We start from the raw sequence: 17,016 nt of genomic DNA, 5'->3' as shown, positions 1-17,016 counted from the left end.
TAATCTTATAGGCTTCCTTTCGTAGAAGGAACACCCTTTATGGTCGGGTCAATGGATACCGCTTCACGAATTGCTCTGCCCAATCCTTTGAAGATGGATTCAATCATATGATGTGTATTGGTTCCGTATAAAACTTCCACATGAAGGGTCACCTTGGCATGGCTGGTGAAGCCAATCAGAAACTCTTCCACTAATTCGGTATCGAAATTCCCGACTTTGTCCTTTAACCCGTCTACACGATAAACTAAAAAGGAGCGGCCGCTGATATCGATGGAAATGGAGGAAAGAGATTCATCCATTGGTGTTGTTGCTGTTGCATAGCGTTTAATGCTTTCCTTTGTTCCTAATGCTTCATTAAATGCCTGACCAAGCACAATGCCGATGTCTTCTACCGTATGATGCTGGTCTACCTCTAAATCTCCGTCACATGCGACCTGCAAATCTAATCCGCCGTGTTTGGTAAAGAGAGTCAGCATATGATCTAAAAAGCCGACCCCTGTTTTTAATTCTGATTTTCCTTCTCCATCTACGTTAAGAGCAAGGGATATATTCGTTTCTTTGGTTTGCCGTTCTTTTTCAGCTTGACGCATCGTTGTTCTCCTTTCGAATTCGAATTGCATTGGCATGCCCGGTCAGGCCTTCCGCTTCAGCAATTGTGATAATGGTATCAGCATAATCCAGCAGCCGTTCCTTTGAATAATGAATGGTGCTCGATTTTTTCATGAAGTCATACACACCGAGCGGGGAGGAAAAGCGAGCGGTCCCATTTGTCGGCAGCGTATGGTTAGGGCCAGCAAAATAGTCACCTAAAGGTTCGCTGGAATACGGACCGATAAAAATAGCTCCAGCATGCTTAATTTTCTCCACTTGTTCTTCCGCATTATTTCCCATTAATTGCAGATGCTCCGGAGCAATCGTGTTAATTAATTCGATTGCTTGTGCTTCATCCTCGCAGATAATAATTTTTCCGTTTGTCTGAATCGATTCACGGATAATAGCTGCCCGCTCCAGTAAAGGAATTTGCCGCTCAACCTCTTTTTGTACTTTCTCTGCATAAGCAGCATCTGTTGTCACACAAATTGAGGCAGCATCCTCTGCATGTTCCGCCTGGGATAATAAATCAGCGGCAACGTAGGAAGGAGGGACGGTATTATCAGCAAAGGCACAAATCTCACTTGGACCTGCAATCATATCAATGGCAACATCGCCAAACACCCATTTTTTCGCACGGGCGACAAATGCATTCCCGGGTCCAACGATTTTGTCAGCTTTAGGGAGACTCTCTGTTCCATAGGCCAGAGCAGCAACAGCCTGAGCGCCGCCAATTTTGAATACCTGATCCGCACCGGCGATTTTTGCTGCTGTCAGTACAACAGGATCAATCGTTCCGTCGGGGCGGGGAGGGGTTGTAATCACAACCTGCTCGACACCGGCAACGACAGCTGGAATCACATCCATTAATACCGTGGAAGGATAGCTTGCTTTTCCTCCGGGAACGTAGACTCCGACACGCTCCAGTGGGGTTATTTTTTGACCAAGACGAATGCCGGGCTGCGGGCTGAACTGAAAACCTTCTTCTTTGGTTCGTCGCTGGTACTGGCGAATGTTTTCCGCAGCTTCTGTTAATGCTTGAAAGAGAGCTGGCTGTTCAGATTTTACTTTATCAAAGGCAATATTCCATTCCTCATCAGAAACGAGCAAGGAGGATAAATCAGCTTTATCAAATTTTTTAGTATATGCAAGTGCTGCTTCATCACCGTGCTCCTGTACAGCACGGATAATTTCCAAAACCTGCTCATCTAAATTTCGCTGCATCAGCTGTGTTGCTTTTTCAGTATTTACTGCATTTTGTTTATATGTTTCATAACGGAGAATTTGCATTTTTCTCACTCACAACCTGTTCCAATTTTTTTAGTACATCTTGAATTTCTTTTGAACGTGTTACGAAGCTTGCTTTATTCACAATAAATTTTGTACTGATGGTTTCGATATCTGCTAATACCTCTAATCCATTTTCATGCAGGGTGTTTCCTGTCTCGACAATATCAACGATGTAATCCGCAAGTCCAATTAATGGCGCCAGCTCAACGGATCCATTGAGATGTACGGTCTCAATTGTCTGATTACGTTTGTCAAAAAATTTCTTGGCAATATTCGGATATTTGGTGCCAATCGTTAACGACTGATTATCAGGAAGAGAGACTCCTTTTTTTCCGGCGACAGAGAATTTACATTTTCCAATCCCTAAATCAAGAATTTCATAAACATCTGCTTCTGTTTCAATAATATTATCTCTGCCGACAATCCCGATATCCGCAGCGCCTTTTTCAACATAAATCGGAACATCCATCCCTTTTAAAAAGATTAACCGTAATGTCTTATCTTTATTAAAAAAAACGAGCTTACGGGTTTTTTCATGAAACCCTTCAAAATGGATTCCTGCTGCTTCTAGTAAATCAATCGATTGCTTTGCAGGGCGGCCTTTGGCTAAAGCGATAGTTACTGGCTGCATCATTTAACGTCCTTTCTAAAATACCAATCTAGTAATTCCTGATTTGTCTTAAACACTGCTGCTTCTTTTTGTTTACTATATACTATCTCTTCGGATTTTACGAGTATCTCCGGTGAATCAGAGCGATTTTCCTTTTTATCGAACGCCTTTACAATGACTGTCTGATTTGCTTCCCGGAACAATTCGGCGAGTTGAAAAGCATGCTGGCGTTCAGAAGCTTCATAACGAAGCTGGATTATCTCAGCTTCTGTAAAGATGCCAGGGAGCAGGTCAACAAGCAAATCAACCTCAAAAGCAAAGCCGATTGCCGGCGTTTCCTGATGAAAGGAGCGGGTTAAATAATCATAGCGTCCTCCCATCATAATGGGCTGGCCAAGCCCCTCCGCAAAGCCCTGAAAGATAATGCCGGAATAATAATTCATATGGTTGATCAGGCCAAGGTTGATCGAAATATAGGAATCCACCTGATAATCCTGGAGAAGCTGGTACACTCTTGATACATAGTCCAGTTCTTCACGCATCTTGTCTGATGAGATAATATTCTCCGCTTCATCGATAACAAAGCTTGCATCTCCGTATAACATTGGAATTTTACGAAGCTTTTCAATTAAGGCAGCCTCCAGTCCCAAGTCTTTTAAAAAGGGAACAATCTCCGAGATGTTTTTCGACTGAATATATTGATCCAGTTCTTTCTGCTGCATGGCGTCCAGGTCAGCCTCGCGTAATAATTCTTTATAAAAAGCAGCATGACCAATTTCTATTTTAAAAGAAGGAATCTCTAATTCTTTTAAGCTGGTTACAGCTAATGCAATCAGCTCTGCATCAGCTTCCGGCGTACGTTCTCCAAATAGCTCTACACCTGCTTGTGTGCGGGAGCGTTCTTCTGTCGTGGAACGGAAAATATCCAGCACATAGGAGAGGCGTCCGGTTGCTACTTCCTCCTGCAAATTGGTATAATGTCTGGCAATCGGGATGGTTGCATCCGGCCGCAGTACGAGCACTTTTCCAGATGGGTCGATCAGCTTCAGCATATCGGCTGTATTGACGGTCCCTTGAACATCGTTATATAAATCATAATTTTCAAAAACGGGTGTCTCCACCTGCTGATATCCAAATTTAGAAAAGCGGCCGGTTAATGTATGGATAACATGACGTTTTTTTGAAAATTGTTTCGGGTAGAACATGGTATGAAGCAGTTGTTTATTTCTCATAAAATTCTCCTTCGTATTCAACACTTTATCAATTTAATGCTTTATCTAATTAAAGTTATTTAGTATTATAGTAATGTTCAGAAAAAAAGTCAATGAAAGGAGCATAACTTTTATGTACGATTTTCATATGCATTCAAGCTTTTCGGCAGATTGTGAGGCAGAGATGGAGGAGATGGTTCAGGAAGCAATAAACAAAGGGATGGAGGAAATTGCGTTCACCGAGCATTTAGATGTGGACTACCCGGATAAGGAGTGGGATTTTAGCTTTGATACAGAAGCTTATCAAAAAAAATTAGAAGGGCTGCGGGAGAAGTATCAGGACAGGATTAAAATCCGCAAGGGAATTGAGGTAGGTGTGCAGCCGCATGTGCTTAAGGAAACTTCCGATTTTATTGAACGGCTGGATCCGGAATTTATCATTTGTTCCATGCACTCCGCGAATAAACAGGATTTGCATTCCGGTGAATTTTTTGAAGATAGAACCGTAGATGAAGCATATCGTATTTATTTTGAAGAGTACTATGAATGCCTGAAAAATTTTAAAAACTATCATATTTTAGGCCATCTTGATTTAGTCAGCAGATATGCCTCTGGGGGCTGGGAACATGTGCCGCAGGATATTATGGAAGAAATATTAAAACTGGTTATTTCAGAAGGCAAGGGAATCGAATTAAACACATCCGGCTATAAATATGGCATGAATGCACCGCTGCCAAGTAAAAATTTATTGCGCTTATACCGTAAGCTTGGCGGAGAAATTATCACATTAGGTTCTGATGCGCACCGTCCGGAAGAGATTGCTGCTCATTTTGAAGAGGCTAAAGAGATATTAACAGATTGCGGTTTTTCTTATATATGCAGTATGAATGAAGACGAGGTCCAATATCACTCCATAAAATAAAAAGGCAATTCAGCGGGGGTGGCTGCAAGTAGAACTAATTGGTCGTTACTGACTGTTAGAACTTCCGCAATGAAACACCGTATTTCTTGGTTTAGGAGTCGGGATTCTTACAGTCAGTTACACTGCGTAAATTAATGACGCTTTTTCAACACTTCTATTGAACATGTAACCGTTTTAACAGAAATGTGTTACGATAATAGTAGGAATATAATACGAAATAGGGAGGAATAGGGATGAGTATGAATGTATTAGTAGCTTATGACGGCTCCGACCTTAGTAAAAAAGCAATAGAAGAAGCCAAAGAGCAGGTGAAACTTGCTGAAGATGCCGTTGTACATGTTGTTACCGTAATCTCCAATGGAGGGCCAACGGTGAATGCCGCTCTTGCCCGCACTTTTATGAATGATTTGGCAGAGGAAGCGCGCCCTGCCATCCAAGAAGTATATAATGATCTGGAAGCGGATGGGATAACATGTGAAACAGAGGTTTTGATAGATTATTCTTTCCGTAATCCGGGTTATAAAGTAATTGAATATGCCAAAGAGAAGGAAATAGATTTAATCGTTATAGGAAGCCGGGGGCTTGGCGGAGTAGGAAGGCTTCTTCTTGGCAGTGTCAGTACGCAAATCGTTCATCAGGCAGCGTGTAAAGTGCTTGTTGTGAAATAAAGGATAAATAAAAGTCTCAAGCTCCCAGGATATTTGTTCGTGGGAGCTTGAGACTTTTATTTATAAGGGTTGAATCAGGTTTCAGGCCATTTTTGCCCAAACGATTAGTGGCAGCAGCAATCATATCATTCGATCAGCGTAGTATGGCAGCATATTTTCATGTCTATGAAGAATAGTATCTTAAAAAAATCACTTGACCACTAAACGGCATCTATGTATAATTTTAATCGTAATCGTTACGAAACGTAATCATTACGTATTATGGAAGGAGTGTTTTTTATGAAGAAGTTTTGGCAATTAGGAATTATATTAGGCTTAATTAGTTTCCTGTTTATAGCTGGCTGTCAGTCCGGAAATGAAGAAGCAGATAATCAAGATGAAGGGACAGACAGCCAGGAAGAGACAGAAGGAAATCATGAAGAAGAAGAGCATAACCATGATCATGATGACGAAGCGGTTTCCTTCGAGGATGTGCCGGAAAATATCGAAATTGAAGAGTTATCCGACCATTACCATACAGGCGATGTTTTTAAATTAGAGGCAGTAACAGAAGAGGAAGATTTGGATCATTGGCACTGGTACATACGTGATTCTGCTGAAGAGGAATGGACGGTGGCAGAAGATCAATACGGGGATTCTTATATGGGTGATGCAGAAGTAGATGGACAGGAAGTTCTTGCGGTTCTTTACGATGATGATCATAATCCAGTTGCCAAGTCTCCGGTTACAGAAATTACGATTGACGACCATGAAGGCGAGGATCATGAGCATGAAGATGGTGAGGAAGGCGATCATGACCACGATCATGAGCATGAAGATGACGACCATCATCATTAATCATATTATGAATAGAGGGCAATAAAGACTTATAAGCAGAAATGGATTATCGGCCGGGATATTATTATGAACGGATTGCCCAATAATGATTGAAAGCAAATAGAATGCTGTTTAAAAAGCAGATTCTATTTGCTTTCTTTTTATAGATACCCATGGCGGAGGAATGAACAGAGGGCTTCCTGCAGGTACTTATTTTTCAATCATTATTTTCTTAAAATTTGTATTTTAATTCCTGATAAAAAATATGCCAATGAAGTAAAAAAATAAACACATAAAGTAGAAGAAATGGTGTTCCAGCAAAGGAAGGATGTTATAATAGCTATGTACTTCAGAGCATGAGATGTACTTAGATTTACAACAGAAATTGAGGGAAATAAATGAGAAAGAAGATTGCAGGTATTGTCCTGGGTCTCCTGGTTATCTGCGCCATTGCAACAGGTATTTATTTTTACCAGAACGATGAAACGCAAGCAGAGGAGTATACCGGTGCACCGACGATTTTTATACATGGTTATAAAGGAACGGAGAATTCATTTGGTCATATGCTTGACCGTTTTGAAAATACGTACCAATGGGGAAATAAAGGATTTATCTACTATGTGACAGAGAACGGAGATATTGTCGATTATAACTTAAATAACGGGAGATATGCGCCCATGTTTGTACAGATTGTTTTAGAGGATAATCGTGCAAGCTTTGAGGAAAGTACAGAATGGATTGCGGCAGTGCTTCTTCATCTAAAGGAAAATTATCGAGTGGAGGAAGTTAACCTGGTCGGACATTCTATGGGCGGTATTCTTGCTGTGAAATATACGATGGAATATGCAAGGAATGACTATCCATCTGTTAATAAACTTGTAGCCATCGGCAGTCCATTTGATGGTATTTATAATGAAAGATATTTTGAAATTCATCAAGATGCAGCTGCAGAAGATTTGAAACCCGATTCGCATGCGATAAATATGCTGCAGCAGAATATGTTTCCTGCGGATGTGGATGTTTACAGCATTGCCAGTACAGGTGATTCCGTTGCTGTTCCGGAAAGTGTGAAGGCACTGAGGAGTATGATACCCGAACAAAATTTCAAAGAGACGATTATTGATGACCCGCAGCTGACACACAGTGCCCTGCACGAAAGTATGCAAATTGATAAATTGATTCATAGCTTTTTGTGGCAAGATTAAAGTGAATCAACTACAATGGTATAGGATTGATTTATCAAATAATCTTACTTCAGTTATGCGGAAATGCTCAACTGGAGTAAGATGAATGCCTGTTTTTAACAAAGTAGGAAAAGAATGAGAATATAAAGGTCAAATAGAGAAAAGCTTTTGACAAATTAAAGGAATGATAGCATGAATAAATACCATCATCTTTATGATCAATTAATTCAACATACGAAAAAAGAGAATGTATTGATGAATGAGCCGATTAGAGAACATACGTATACGAAATTAGGCGGGAAAGCGGATTTTTACATTACTCCGTCCACTTACGAGGAAGTACAGGCGATTATTCGCTTTGCTAATCAGGAAAATGTCCCATTTACAATGCTTGGAAATGGTTCTAATCTGATTGTGAAGGATGGCGGCATCCGCGGAATCGTTATGAACCTGCAGCAGCTGTCGGCTATTTGGAGAGAAGGAGGTAAAGTTATCTCTCAGAGCGGAGCAAGAATTATTGATGCTTCCCGTTTTGCTTTAAATGAAGAGCTTGCCGGTTTAGAGTTTGCCTGCGGTATTCCAGGTTCCGTCGGCGGAGCGCTATATATGAATGCAGGTGCATATGGCGGAGAAATTAAAGATGCGCTGGAAAGTACGGTAGTTGCGACAAAGGACGGCGAACTGCTGACATTAACAGCAGAGCAATTAGATCTCAGCTATCGCACAAGTAACATCCCGGACAACGGTTATATTGTGTTGGAAGCAACATTCGCGTTAAAGCCCGGGAACAAAGAAGAAATTAAAGAAATGATGGATGATCTTACATATAAAAGAGAATCCAAACAGCCGCTCGAGTACCCGTCTTGCGGCAGTGTGTTCAAACGCCCACCCGGTTTTTTTGCCGGCAAGCTGATCCAAGACTGTAATCTTCAAGGGAAGCAAATTGGCGGAGCAGAAGTCTCCACAAAGCATGCCGGTTTTATTGTAAATAAACAAAATGCAACGGCTTCCGAATATATTTCCTTAATTCAATTTGTTCAAGCGACGGTAAAAGAGAAATTTGATGTGCAGTTAGAGCGGGAAGTGCGGATTATTGGCGAGGATGTGGAAGGATAGCCTCATGGCACAGGTTCTGGCTGTGATAGAGGATGGCTGGGATAAAAAGAAAATTTGACATGCCTTTTATCTATTCTTATAATATGAAGTGTTATTTTAAACTTCAGGCAGAGGTTCTTAGCTTAAACCCTCTATAAAAAACTAAGGACAACTTGCGATTATCAAGCCGTGTTCCTTGGGAGCACGGCTTTTTCTATGTGAGGAAGTTTTGAACTGCAAGGTAATAGAAAATAACTGATTTCTGTTATCGTAATATATCTAAAGGAGGTGATGAGTATGGCAGGAAGAAGTGAGAAGGATCTTCAAGGAATTGAATTGCTGGGAAATAAAGAAACGAAATATGCGTTTGATTATACACCTGAGATTTTAGAAACATTTGATAATCAGCATCCAAATCGTGATTATTTTGTGAAATTAAACTGTCCGGAATTTACAACGCTTTGTCCGATAACGAATCAGCCGGATTTTGGGACGATTTATATCAGCTATATTCCAGATATCAAAATGGTAGAGAGTAAGTCTTTAAAATTATATTTATTCAGTTTCCGGAATCATGGTGACTTCCATGAGGACTGTGTCAATATTATTATGAACGATTTAATTGAGCTGATGGATCCGCGTTATATTGAAGTAAGAGGAAAGTTTACGCCCCGCGGAGGTATTTCCATCGACCCGTATTGCAATTATGGAAAAGCGGGGACAAAATTTGAAAAGATGGCAGAAAACCGGTTAATGCAGCATGATATGTATCCGGAAAAGATTGATAATCGATAGAGGGAAACTAAGATCCTTGCACCTTTGAAGAGAAGGGAACAGGAGAATGTATATTTATTTCACTGCCGTTTTTGTCGGCCTATTATTATTATCGAATATTTTGTCGGTTAAATTATTTGAAATGGGAAGTATTGTATTGCCCGCTGCAGCGATTGTATATGTGATTACTTATTTGATGACGGATGTCATTGGGGAAGTTTATGGAAAAAAGGCAGCTCGGAGAACGGTCCAGGCTGGTTTTCTCACACAGGTGCTTGCCATGGTATTTATTTATATTTCCATTCAGCTTCCGCCGGCTGCCGATTTCCAATCACAGGCTGCCTTTGAAGAGATTTTTAATGGGAGCTTCCGGATAATTTTAGCAAGCCTGGTTTCTTATTTTGTCAGCCAGCACCTGGATGTTTCCATTTTTCATACGTTAAAACAGCGGCATGGAAGGAAAAAGCTGTGGCTGCGTAATAATTTATCAACGATGACGAGCCAGCTCTTTGATACCGTCCTATTTATTACGATTGCTTTTTGGGGCGTTGTCCCGACATCTGTTTTACTGGGAATGATTGTCTCGCAATATATTTGGAAGTTTACCGTTGCAGCGGTTGATACACCATTTGCGTATCTGCTTGTCCGCTGGGCGCGAAAATATGAAGAAAAACATCAGTCGGAGTTATTGAAAGCTTCCTGATGAAGGAGAGGAAGTTTCATAAAATCTTATTTTGCATAACAGGAAAAAACCAGTCAATCCGGCTGGTTTTTTTAATACATTCGTAATATACGAAATCCTTTGCTCCCCTAAGAGCCTTTTCCTCTTATATTATTGCCTTTACGGAATATTTTTCCTTTAAATTATAAGTGAAACTTCAAAATTAAAATATTGATAGGTAACCCATTTGAACCCGTTTAACCAGAAACATAAAATATCTATAAAAACCTCAGCCGAAGCTAAACATGGCTGGGGAGGATTAAATATTTTTCGCTCACCCTCTAAAACGCTGCAAAAAGGATTGAACACGAGGGTTCTCTGAATGCTCGATGACCTCACTTGCTGTACCTTGCTCTGCGATAACCCCTTCATCTAAAAAGAGTACCTTATCCGCTATATCCAGGGCGAAGTTCATTTCATGCGTGACAAGAACCATCGCCATATCATCATTTTCTGCAATATCACGAATAACATTTAGCACCTCTCCGACAAGCTCCGGGTCAAGTGCAGAGGTAACCTCATCAAATAACATGATTTTAGGACGCATCACAAGGGCACGGGCCATGGCTACCCGCTGTTTTTGTCCGCCTGAAAGCTGACTTGGATAATTATCCAGTTTACTCCCGAGTCCTACACGCTCCAGCATTTCTATCGAGCGCTTTTTTACTTCGTTTTTTACTTCGTTTTTCACATGCATAGGCGCTGTCATACAATTTTCTAAAATCGTCATATGCGGAAACAGGTTGAAATGCTGAAATACCATTCCAATCTCACCGCGAATAGAGCGCAGATGACTTTCATTCGCATACACCCATTTTCCATTCTTCTCCATTTTCCACAAATTGCGGCCGTCTACGATAATGTCTCCAGATGTTGGCTGCTCTAATGTCATCAGCATCCGGATAATTGTTGTTTTCCCTGATCCGCTTGGACCAATGACAGCGACTTTTTCACCTGGATATATATCTAAATCAATCCCCTTCAATATCTCCACATTCCCAAAGGATTTATGAACATTTTGATAGGTAACGATAGGTTCTGGCATTATTGTATTGCTCCTTTGCACGCATTTTTTATTTCAACTTACTAAAAAAGAAACTTCTATCATAAAGAGATTTTCGAGTGATTCTCCGTGATAAACTTTAATAACATACATACTAGAGTTTATACTAAGTCCCAATATGGTACAAGCAAAGGGGAGTAAGTGGTTTCTTATATTGGAGGCGCAGTAACTTACAGCAAAATAGAAATTAATTGAAAAGGCATGCATAGTTTAATAGGATAGAATATAAGAAAAGATGATGGAGGTATATTATGGGGTCCTATATCGCAGTAATTGCTGTTTCGGTCATTGTGGTTGCAATGGTTATTATTTTATCCTTGGTTACATTATCAAAAGGGTATGGCTATAAGCATAAAATAGATCCGCTTCCTGGTGAAGAGGAGAAGAAGAATAGTGACGGTAACGGCAATGAGAAGAATCAGAAAGAAGAAAAGAAATAAGGTTATCTAGGAGAAAGCCATGAAGAGTATGGGATTATTTATGATTGCAGCATGTGCAGCTGCCGGTGTTTTATTTACTGTCTGTTCGCTGTATTCTACAAACCAAGTAATTTATGTAGCAATGGATGGAAACGATCAAAATGAAGGTACATTGGAGTCTCCCTTTCAGACAATTGCTAAAGCCAGCTCGGAAGCGGAGGCGGGCGCTACTGTATATATTCGGGAAGGGACGTATAAGGAGCCGCTGATCGTCCAGCACAGCGGCACGAGGCACAAGCCAATCTCCTTTCAAGCGTTTGAAGGGGAAGAAGTTATTATGGACGGCGAGAGTTTGAATACTGTGGATGGAAACCGTGCACTTGTTGTTCTGGAGGATAAAAATTACATAAATATAGAAGGATTGACTATCCAAAATGTAACGACAGATGCAATGGATGAAACGGTAATGGGGCTTTTCATCAGCGGTTCCAGCAGCCATATTACAGTGAGAGACAACTTTGTCAAAGGAATAAAAACGTGGCATGAGGAAGGGAACGGACACGGGATTGCGGTATATGGTACGGATTCAATGAAAGATATAAATATCATAGATAATATCGTTGAGGATTTGAAGCTGGGTACCAGTGAATCGATTGTATTAAATGGAGATATTGACGGGTTTACGGTAGATGGGAATATAGTTCAGTTCAGTGATAATATTGGAATCGATCTGATAGGATATGAAGGTGTTGCCAATAATCCCGCTGCGGATTATGTCCGTAATGGGACGGTCCAAAATAATACAGTCCACCATATTTCCTCTTCTACAAATCCGGCGTACGATGGCGAGTATAGTGCGGCGGCTATTTATGTAGATGGCGGAAAAGATATTCTGATTAAGAAAAATGAATTATATGAGAATGATATAGGTATTGAAGCTACTTCGGAACATGCCGGGAAATATGCGGAAGGTATACAAATTATAGATAATCTGATTTCAAATAATCATTATACCGGAATTGCTATTGGCGGCTATGATGAAGAGAGAGGCGGCACTCGTGATACGCTGATTACGAAGAATATCCTGTATCAAAACGATACGAAAGACTTAGACGGCGGCCAGCTTCTGGTGCAGTATAATGTGCATGATAATGAAATAAAGGAAAATGAATTCACTGCCGGTCCATCGCGTATTTTTATTGCGAATTTCTTTCAGGAAAACAAAGATAATCGTTTGATTGAAAATATTTATTATAGAGAATCAGAAGAAGAAGGCATCTGGATTTGGAAGGGTGAAGAATATCGTTCTTTTTCTGCATTTACAGAGGCTTCCGGGGAGGAAGCCTCGCAATATATTGCGGAATAAAACGGGCTGTATTGTCTGTTTTAAAGGGGCATCTCCTGCTGTGAAGAACAGACGGTAATCCAAGCCATATTTTTTCCTAATCTAATAGAGAAGTTTTAGACCTCCCAAAATAGGTAATATTTTTATAAAGGAGGTTTCCAAAGATGGCACGAAAGAAATACTATGTAACAGTGGATACGGAGGAAATCCGAGAGCTTTCGCTACCTGAAAACGGAATTGAGTATGAAATATATGCGACACCGGAAGAGGTAAAAGAAGTGGAAGTTTTATTTGCCAGAAAAGAAAAAAATGCAAAGGATGCCGTTAAATTCGTAGGAAAACCATTTGATGAACAGCCTGTCGATGCCAAACGAGATAATTACGAGGGAGATTTGATTGCCCTCTACCGCAAATTATATGATTTAGGAACTGATAAAACCAAGAGCGAAATCAAGGAACTTCGTCTGTTTTAAAATAGGATGATAAAAAGAAATGCAGGCAGAAACTTTTTTTCTGCCTGCATTTCTTTTTGTGAAATATATTCGAATATAATAAATCAGACCATCTTATTCTTCTCCAACAGGAGGACGGTATCCCTGCTGCAACTCAGAAATGCTCAAACCAAATGTCATTTGCAGATGCGGGTAATCTGTAAAGCTATTAAAATCTCCGCCCCATTCAAAACCTAATTCCTTTGCAATGTCTGCAACTTCAAACCAATCAGACTCTCCATTGTTATTCCCATCATAATGGATATCCCAAATAACCTCTCCATCATGATTACGAATCGCATAATCGACAGCCAGCCCATAATTATGATAGCTTTCCCCGGCTCTGGCATGGGTAACAATATCTTCTTCATTTTCTCTGCCTCTGGCGTACAGTGTTTCCTGCTCTTCCTCTGTACGCAGACCATCTGTAATAACGACCTCTATATCTATATCATCCGCACGATCAATTAACGTATCCACCGCTTCTTGGACATCGGGATGAAGTTCTGATACTGTTTCTTCTCCATCCACTCTTTCATAAGAAGGGGTTGTCTGCTCGTAAAGCCAGAACAGCAAACCTATAAAAAGAATAATGGCAATCCAAGAAAGCGTAAAATGCTTTAAAGCTTTCATTCGATATTTTGGGCTCCTTTAAAAAGAATCTCTAGTTCTATCATAACATGTACGGGCTTTTGGTGAAGGATTGAACAGTTAGCGAAATCTGGCAGTTTTGCAAATTGATTTCTTCGCTGATCTAGACATATAATGAGATAAACTTGACAGAAATGGAGGGAAAACAATGTATTATTACCTCATCAGCTGTTTGATTGGCTATATTTTTGGCTGTATTCATGGATCGCAAATCGTTGGCAAGATAAAAAAGCGGGATATTAAGGGGGAAGGCGTAAAGAATGCCGGAGCATCGAATACAACGATTCTGCTAGGCTGGAAATATGGGATTGTTGTTGCGCTTATCGATATTTTTAAAGCGACACTTGCCATTTTGCTTGTTCTCTTTATTTTAAATGAAGCGGGAATGTCGGCTGAGAGAATTTCGCTATCTATTTATTTGACGGCTTTATGTGTTATCATTGGTCATAATTATCCAATTACGATGAAATTCAGTGGCGGGAAGGGCACGGCATCGTTAGTAGGCGCACTAATTGCCATTGATTGGCGGGTTGCATTAATTGGAATTGCTATCTTATTATTCTTTACCTTTGCAACGGACTACCTTGTTATTGGTGTGCTGTTTATGTATCTTTCCTTTTTAATTACAACCTATTATTTCTTTGGGAATGGACCTGCGCTGGTAGTGATCTTTTTAACATTGCTATGTATATACAAACATATGGAAAATTATCGCCGTATTCTATTAAAAGAAGAGACCAGGCTATCCAGTATGTTTAAAAAGAGTGCTTAAAGAGAAGGATTTAAAAAGGAAGTTTTTTAAGAAGGAGCGTGGACGAATTGGATATTTTATTATGGATTATCATTATCCTATTATTTATCGCAAGCTTTCTAGGAATTATTTTCCCAATGATTCCATCAGTTATCGCGATTTGGGGCGGATTTTTAGTCTATTATTTCTTTATAAACAGTGACTCCCTGACCTGGTGGTTTTGGACAGGAATGATAGTTATCACAGTTATTCTTTTTGTAGCGGATATTATCGCCAACAGTTATTTTGTGAAAAAATTTGGCGGGAGTAAGGCAGGCGAAAGAGGAGCTGCAGTTGCTGTTATTGTCGGATCATTTATTACACCGCCATTTGGAATTATTTATGTGCCATTTTTTACGGTTCTTGCTATTGAAATGATACAGCGCAGGACAGCAAAAGAAGCAATCCGCGCGTCGATTGGTTCTTTTTTAGGGTTTTTAGGCGGATCGGTTGCGAAAGTAGTATTGCAGCTAATAATGATTGCCTGGTTCTTCATTGCAATTTGGTTTTAACTGGACAGCATATATGAAAAAAATCGTCAGCTTCTTGACTTTCATCAGTGAGAACTATATATTAAAAGCATAGTTGAAATGTTGACGGAGAATAGTACGTTGTAAATGTCTAACACAGAGAGAAAAAGAATGCTGAGACTTTTTCTTAGACAGACAAGGGAACCTGCCTTCTGAGTTCGCCATATAAGGAGTTCTGCTCTGAAATTGGCGCGGTTTTGGACCGTTATCCAATAAAGTGTATATATATGCTGGACGCGTCTATAAAATAATAGATGGCAGCTTATATATAAACAAGGGTGGTACCACCACTAAACCTCGGTCCCTTTTTTTGGATGGAGGATTTTTTGCGTTTACATGGAAATTTCAAATAATAGAAGAGCAAAATAAGAAAGAGGTGCTTACTTTTGGGTAAGAAGAATAAGCAATTTGTAGAAAAAATTACAGCGATGGAGGATGATTTCGCACAATGGTATACAGACGTCGTCAAGCAGGCGGAGCTTGTGGACTACGGTCAGGTTCGCGGAACGATGATTATCAAGCCATATGGCTATGCAATTTGGGAAAATATCAAAGATGAATTAGATCGTATGTTTAAAGTAACAGGGCACACCAATGTGGCCTTCCCGCTTTTTATTCCTGAAAGCTTACTGCAAAAAGAGAAGGATCATGTAGAAGGATTTGCTCCCGAGGTTGCCTGGGTAACCCATGGCGGAGATGAGGAATTAACAGAACGTATCGCCGTGCGTCCAACCTCTGAGGTGCTTTTCTGTGATTATTACTCAAAAAATATCCATTCTTATCGTGATTTGCCAAAGCTGTATAATCAATGGTCTAACGTGGTTCGCTGGGAAAAAACAACACGCCCGTTCCTGCGTTCTTCTGAATTTCATTGGCAGGAGGGCCACACAGCGCATGCGACAGATGCCGATGCGACAGAAGAAACAAATCGGATGCTTGAAATTTATGCCAAGCTGGTGGAAGACTATCTAGCAATTCCTGTTCTAAAAGGAAAGAAAACAGATAAAGAAAAATTTGCCGGAGCTGAATTCACGTTAACGATTGAAGCGTTGATGCATGATGGAAAAGCCTTGCAATCCGGTACTTCTCATCATTTTGGTTCCGGATTTGCAGAAGCATTTGACATTACGTACCTGGATGAAAACGGTGAAAGCCAATTTGTGCATCAAACTTCCTGGGGATTATCTACCCGGATTATGGGTGCATTAATTATGGTACACGGAGACAACCGCGGATTAGTAGTGCCTCCAAAGATTGCGCCGACACAGGCAATGATTGTACCAATCGCGCAGCATAAAGAAGGGGTTCTCGATAAAGCTTATGCGTTACGCGACCAATTGGCTGGTATTGCCCGCGTGGACATTGACGGCAGTGATAAAATGCCGGGCTGGAAATTTAATGAATATGAAATGAAGGGTATTCCGGTCCGTATCGAAATGGGGCCAAAGGATATTGAGAAGGAACAGGTTGTTCTTGTCCGCCGTGATACGGGAGAAAAAGAATTTGTCGCCTTAACCGATGTAGAAGAGCGTCTGGCTGCCTTATTGGATGAAGTACAGGCAAACCTTTATAAACGTGCGCTGGAACATCGTGTAGAGATGACACATACTGCGAAGGATATGGATGAATTTAAAACAGAAATCGAAAAAGGCGGATTTGTCAAAGCAATGTGGTGTGGAGATGTTGCTTGTGAAGAACAGATTAAAGAAGAAACATCCGCAACCTCCCGCTGTATCCCATTTGAACCGGAAAGCGTATCGGAAACATGTGTATGCTGTGGTAAAAAAGCAAAAGAATTAGTTTACTGGGCCAGAGCATATTAATCATAAATAAACAGGTGAGACA

19 protein-coding genes, 1 riboswitch and 1 other annotated feature are annotated in these 17,016 nt (G+C 40.4%); of the genes, 13 read left to right on the top strand and 6 right to left on the bottom strand.

The features are described 5' to 3' along the window. Positions 1-5: 5 nt before the first annotated feature. Genes hisB through hisZ form a run of 4 tightly spaced genes read right to left on the bottom strand, consistent with a single transcriptional unit; the run spans position 6 to position 3,723 of the window. Positions 6-590: an imidazoleglycerol-phosphate dehydratase HisB gene (hisB, locus tag ACZSMY_RS21135; protein ID WP_042532273.1), complete on the bottom strand. Its 585-nt coding sequence runs from the start codon at positions 588-590 to the stop codon at positions 6-8. Further along, positions 577-1,881 (bottom strand): histidinol dehydrogenase, encoded by a 1,305-nt coding sequence (hisD, locus tag ACZSMY_RS21130; RefSeq protein ID WP_289584799.1) that lies wholly within the window; start codon positions 1,879-1,881, stop codon positions 577-579. Before hisD ends, hisB begins: the two co-directional genes overlap by 14 nt. Then, the gene (gene hisG / locus ACZSMY_RS21125) at positions 1,862-2,515 is read right to left on the bottom strand and encodes an ATP phosphoribosyltransferase (RefSeq protein WP_226895022.1); all 654 of its coding nucleotides are present in this window, start codon (positions 2,513-2,515) and stop codon (positions 1,862-1,864) included. The genes hisD and hisG overlap by 20 nt, the downstream gene beginning before the upstream one ends. Beyond that, positions 2,512-3,723 (bottom strand): ATP phosphoribosyltransferase regulatory subunit, encoded by a 1,212-nt coding sequence (hisZ, locus tag ACZSMY_RS21120; protein WP_052484983.1) that lies wholly within the window; start codon positions 3,721-3,723, stop codon positions 2,512-2,514. Before hisZ ends, hisG begins: the two co-directional genes overlap by 4 nt. A 112-nt stretch (positions 3,724-3,835) precedes the next feature. On the opposite strand from hisZ, the gene ACZSMY_RS21115 reads away from it, so the two are divergent. From ACZSMY_RS21115 to ACZSMY_RS21085, 7 genes are all read left to right on the top strand, one after another. Further along, the gene (locus tag ACZSMY_RS21115; protein WP_193064433.1) at positions 3,836-4,624 is read left to right on the top strand and encodes a histidinol-phosphatase HisJ family protein; all 789 of its coding nucleotides are present in this window, start codon (positions 3,836-3,838) and stop codon (positions 4,622-4,624) included. 233 nt (positions 4,625-4,857) lie between these two features. After that, positions 4,858-5,292, top strand: a complete 435-nt coding sequence (locus ACZSMY_RS21110; RefSeq protein ID WP_193064432.1) for a universal stress protein — start codon at positions 4,858-4,860, stop codon at positions 5,290-5,292. 279 nt (positions 5,293-5,571) lie between these two features. After that, positions 5,572-6,129: a hypothetical protein gene (locus ACZSMY_RS21105; RefSeq protein WP_465148270.1), complete on the top strand. Its 558-nt coding sequence runs from the start codon at positions 5,572-5,574 to the stop codon at positions 6,127-6,129. Positions 6,130-6,506: 377 nt separating this feature from the next. Continuing rightward, positions 6,507-7,313, top strand: coding sequence for an alpha/beta fold hydrolase (locus ACZSMY_RS21100; protein WP_042532283.1), 807 nt, complete (start codon positions 6,507-6,509; stop codon positions 7,311-7,313). 171 nt (positions 7,314-7,484) lie between these two features. Next, complete coding sequence (murB, locus tag ACZSMY_RS21095) at positions 7,485-8,408, top strand: UDP-N-acetylmuramate dehydrogenase (RefSeq protein WP_042532285.1); 924 nt, start codon at positions 7,485-7,487, stop codon at positions 8,406-8,408. 104 nt (positions 8,409-8,512) lie between these two features. Next, positions 8,513-8,559: riboswitch (PreQ1 riboswitch) on the top strand. Positions 8,560-8,684: 125 nt separating this feature from the next. Continuing rightward, complete coding sequence (queF, locus tag ACZSMY_RS21090) at positions 8,685-9,182, top strand: preQ(1) synthase (protein ID WP_193064429.1); 498 nt, start codon at positions 8,685-8,687, stop codon at positions 9,180-9,182. Between the two features lie 46 nt (positions 9,183-9,228). Then, complete coding sequence (locus tag ACZSMY_RS21085; protein WP_042532289.1) at positions 9,229-9,864, top strand: queuosine precursor transporter; 636 nt, start codon at positions 9,229-9,231, stop codon at positions 9,862-9,864. Positions 9,865-10,156: 292 nt separating this feature from the next. Here ACZSMY_RS21085 and ehuA read toward each other — a convergent pair whose 3' ends face one another. Further along, the gene (ehuA, locus tag ACZSMY_RS21080; protein ID WP_368901122.1) at positions 10,157-10,927 is read right to left on the bottom strand and encodes an ectoine/hydroxyectoine ABC transporter ATP-binding protein EhuA; all 771 of its coding nucleotides are present in this window, start codon (positions 10,925-10,927) and stop codon (positions 10,157-10,159) included. A 269-nt stretch (positions 10,928-11,196) separates the two neighbouring features. Here ehuA and ytzI point away from each other — a divergent pair, with 269 nt between their 5' ends. The 3 genes from ytzI to ACZSMY_RS21065 all read left to right on the top strand — a co-directional run bounded on the left by ytzI (position 11,197) and on the right by ACZSMY_RS21065 (position 13,182). Next, on the top strand, positions 11,197-11,385 hold the full coding sequence (gene ytzI / locus ACZSMY_RS21075; RefSeq protein ID WP_368901121.1) for a YtzI protein: 189 nt from the start codon (positions 11,197-11,199) through the stop codon (positions 11,383-11,385). Positions 11,386-11,404: 19 nt separating this feature from the next. Further along, positions 11,405-12,730: a DUF1565 domain-containing protein gene (locus ACZSMY_RS21070; protein WP_052484985.1), complete on the top strand. Its 1,326-nt coding sequence runs from the start codon at positions 11,405-11,407 to the stop codon at positions 12,728-12,730. A gap of 143 nt (positions 12,731-12,873) precedes the next feature. Continuing rightward, the gene (locus tag ACZSMY_RS21065; RefSeq protein WP_042532295.1) at positions 12,874-13,182 is read left to right on the top strand and encodes a hypothetical protein; all 309 of its coding nucleotides are present in this window, start codon (positions 12,874-12,876) and stop codon (positions 13,180-13,182) included. A gap of 93 nt (positions 13,183-13,275) precedes the next feature. On the opposite strand, the gene ACZSMY_RS21060 is transcribed toward ACZSMY_RS21065, so the two are convergent. Beyond that, positions 13,276-13,833: a M15 family metallopeptidase gene (locus ACZSMY_RS21060; RefSeq protein WP_042532297.1), complete on the bottom strand. Its 558-nt coding sequence runs from the start codon at positions 13,831-13,833 to the stop codon at positions 13,276-13,278. Positions 13,834-13,999: 166 nt separating this feature from the next. Here ACZSMY_RS21060 and ACZSMY_RS21055 point away from each other — a divergent pair, with 166 nt between their 5' ends. The 3 genes from ACZSMY_RS21055 (at position 14,000) to proS (ending at position 16,994) form a co-directional block, all read left to right on the top strand. After that, the gene (locus tag ACZSMY_RS21055; protein WP_042532299.1) at positions 14,000-14,623 is read left to right on the top strand and encodes a glycerol-3-phosphate acyltransferase; all 624 of its coding nucleotides are present in this window, start codon (positions 14,000-14,002) and stop codon (positions 14,621-14,623) included. 47 nt (positions 14,624-14,670) lie between these two features. Beyond that, positions 14,671-15,153 carry a DUF456 domain-containing protein gene (locus tag ACZSMY_RS21050; protein ID WP_042532301.1) on the top strand — a complete coding sequence of 161 codons (483 nt, stop codon included), beginning with the start codon at positions 14,671-14,673 and terminating at the stop codon, positions 15,151-15,153. A gap of 72 nt (positions 15,154-15,225) precedes the next feature. Further along, positions 15,226-15,480 (top strand) — a binding site (T-box leader). 77 nt (positions 15,481-15,557) lie between these two features. Beyond that, positions 15,558-16,994: a proline--tRNA ligase gene (proS, locus tag ACZSMY_RS21045; RefSeq protein ID WP_193064423.1), complete on the top strand. Its 1,437-nt coding sequence runs from the start codon at positions 15,558-15,560 to the stop codon at positions 16,992-16,994. The last annotated feature ends 22 nt before the right edge of the window (positions 16,995-17,016 follow it).

It is taken from the genome of Oceanobacillus sp. B139/18 (assembly GCF_055524595.1).
This window is presented reverse-complemented; position numbering and strand designations above follow the sequence as displayed.

Bases quoted from the DNA above. Each gene is read 5' to 3' on its own strand.
- murB (WP_042532285.1), top strand. From the start codon at position 7,485: ATGAATAAATACCATCATCTTTATGATCAATTAATTCAACATACGAAA.
- queF (WP_193064429.1), top strand. From the start codon at position 8,685: ATGGCAGGAAGAAGTGAGAAGGATCTTCAAGGAATTGAATTGCTGGGA.
- ACZSMY_RS21105 (WP_465148270.1), top strand. From the start codon at position 5,572: ATGAAGAAGTTTTGGCAATTAGGAATTATATTAGGCTTAATTAGTTTC.
- ACZSMY_RS21085 (WP_042532289.1), top strand. From the start codon at position 9,229: ATGTATATTTATTTCACTGCCGTTTTTGTCGGCCTATTATTATTATCG.
- ACZSMY_RS21070 (WP_052484985.1), top strand. From the start codon at position 11,405: ATGAAGAGTATGGGATTATTTATGATTGCAGCATGTGCAGCTGCCGGT.
- ACZSMY_RS21060 (WP_042532297.1), bottom strand. From the start codon at position 13,833: ATGAAAGCTTTAAAGCATTTTACGCTTTCTTGGATTGCCATTATTCTT.
- ytzI (WP_368901121.1), top strand. From the start codon at position 11,197: ATGGGGTCCTATATCGCAGTAATTGCTGTTTCGGTCATTGTGGTTGCA.
- hisG (WP_226895022.1), bottom strand. From the start codon at position 2,515: ATGATGCAGCCAGTAACTATCGCTTTAGCCAAAGGCCGCCCTGCAAAG.
- ACZSMY_RS21115 (WP_193064433.1), top strand. From the start codon at position 3,836: ATGTACGATTTTCATATGCATTCAAGCTTTTCGGCAGATTGTGAGGCA.
- hisD (WP_289584799.1), bottom strand. From the start codon at position 1,881: ATGCAAATTCTCCGTTATGAAACATATAAACAAAATGCAGTAAATACT.
- ACZSMY_RS21100 (WP_042532283.1), top strand. From the start codon at position 6,507: ATGAGAAAGAAGATTGCAGGTATTGTCCTGGGTCTCCTGGTTATCTGC.
- ACZSMY_RS21110 (WP_193064432.1), top strand. From the start codon at position 4,858: ATGAGTATGAATGTATTAGTAGCTTATGACGGCTCCGACCTTAGTAAA.
- ACZSMY_RS21065 (WP_042532295.1), top strand. From the start codon at position 12,874: ATGGCACGAAAGAAATACTATGTAACAGTGGATACGGAGGAAATCCGA.
- ehuA (WP_368901122.1), bottom strand. From the start codon at position 10,927: ATGCCAGAACCTATCGTTACCTATCAAAATGTTCATAAATCCTTTGGG.
- hisZ (WP_052484983.1), bottom strand. From the start codon at position 3,723: ATGAGAAATAAACAACTGCTTCATACCATGTTCTACCCGAAACAATTT.
- ACZSMY_RS21055 (WP_042532299.1), top strand. From the start codon at position 14,000: ATGTATTATTACCTCATCAGCTGTTTGATTGGCTATATTTTTGGCTGT.
- hisB (WP_042532273.1), bottom strand. From the start codon at position 590: ATGCGTCAAGCTGAAAAAGAACGGCAAACCAAAGAAACGAATATATCC.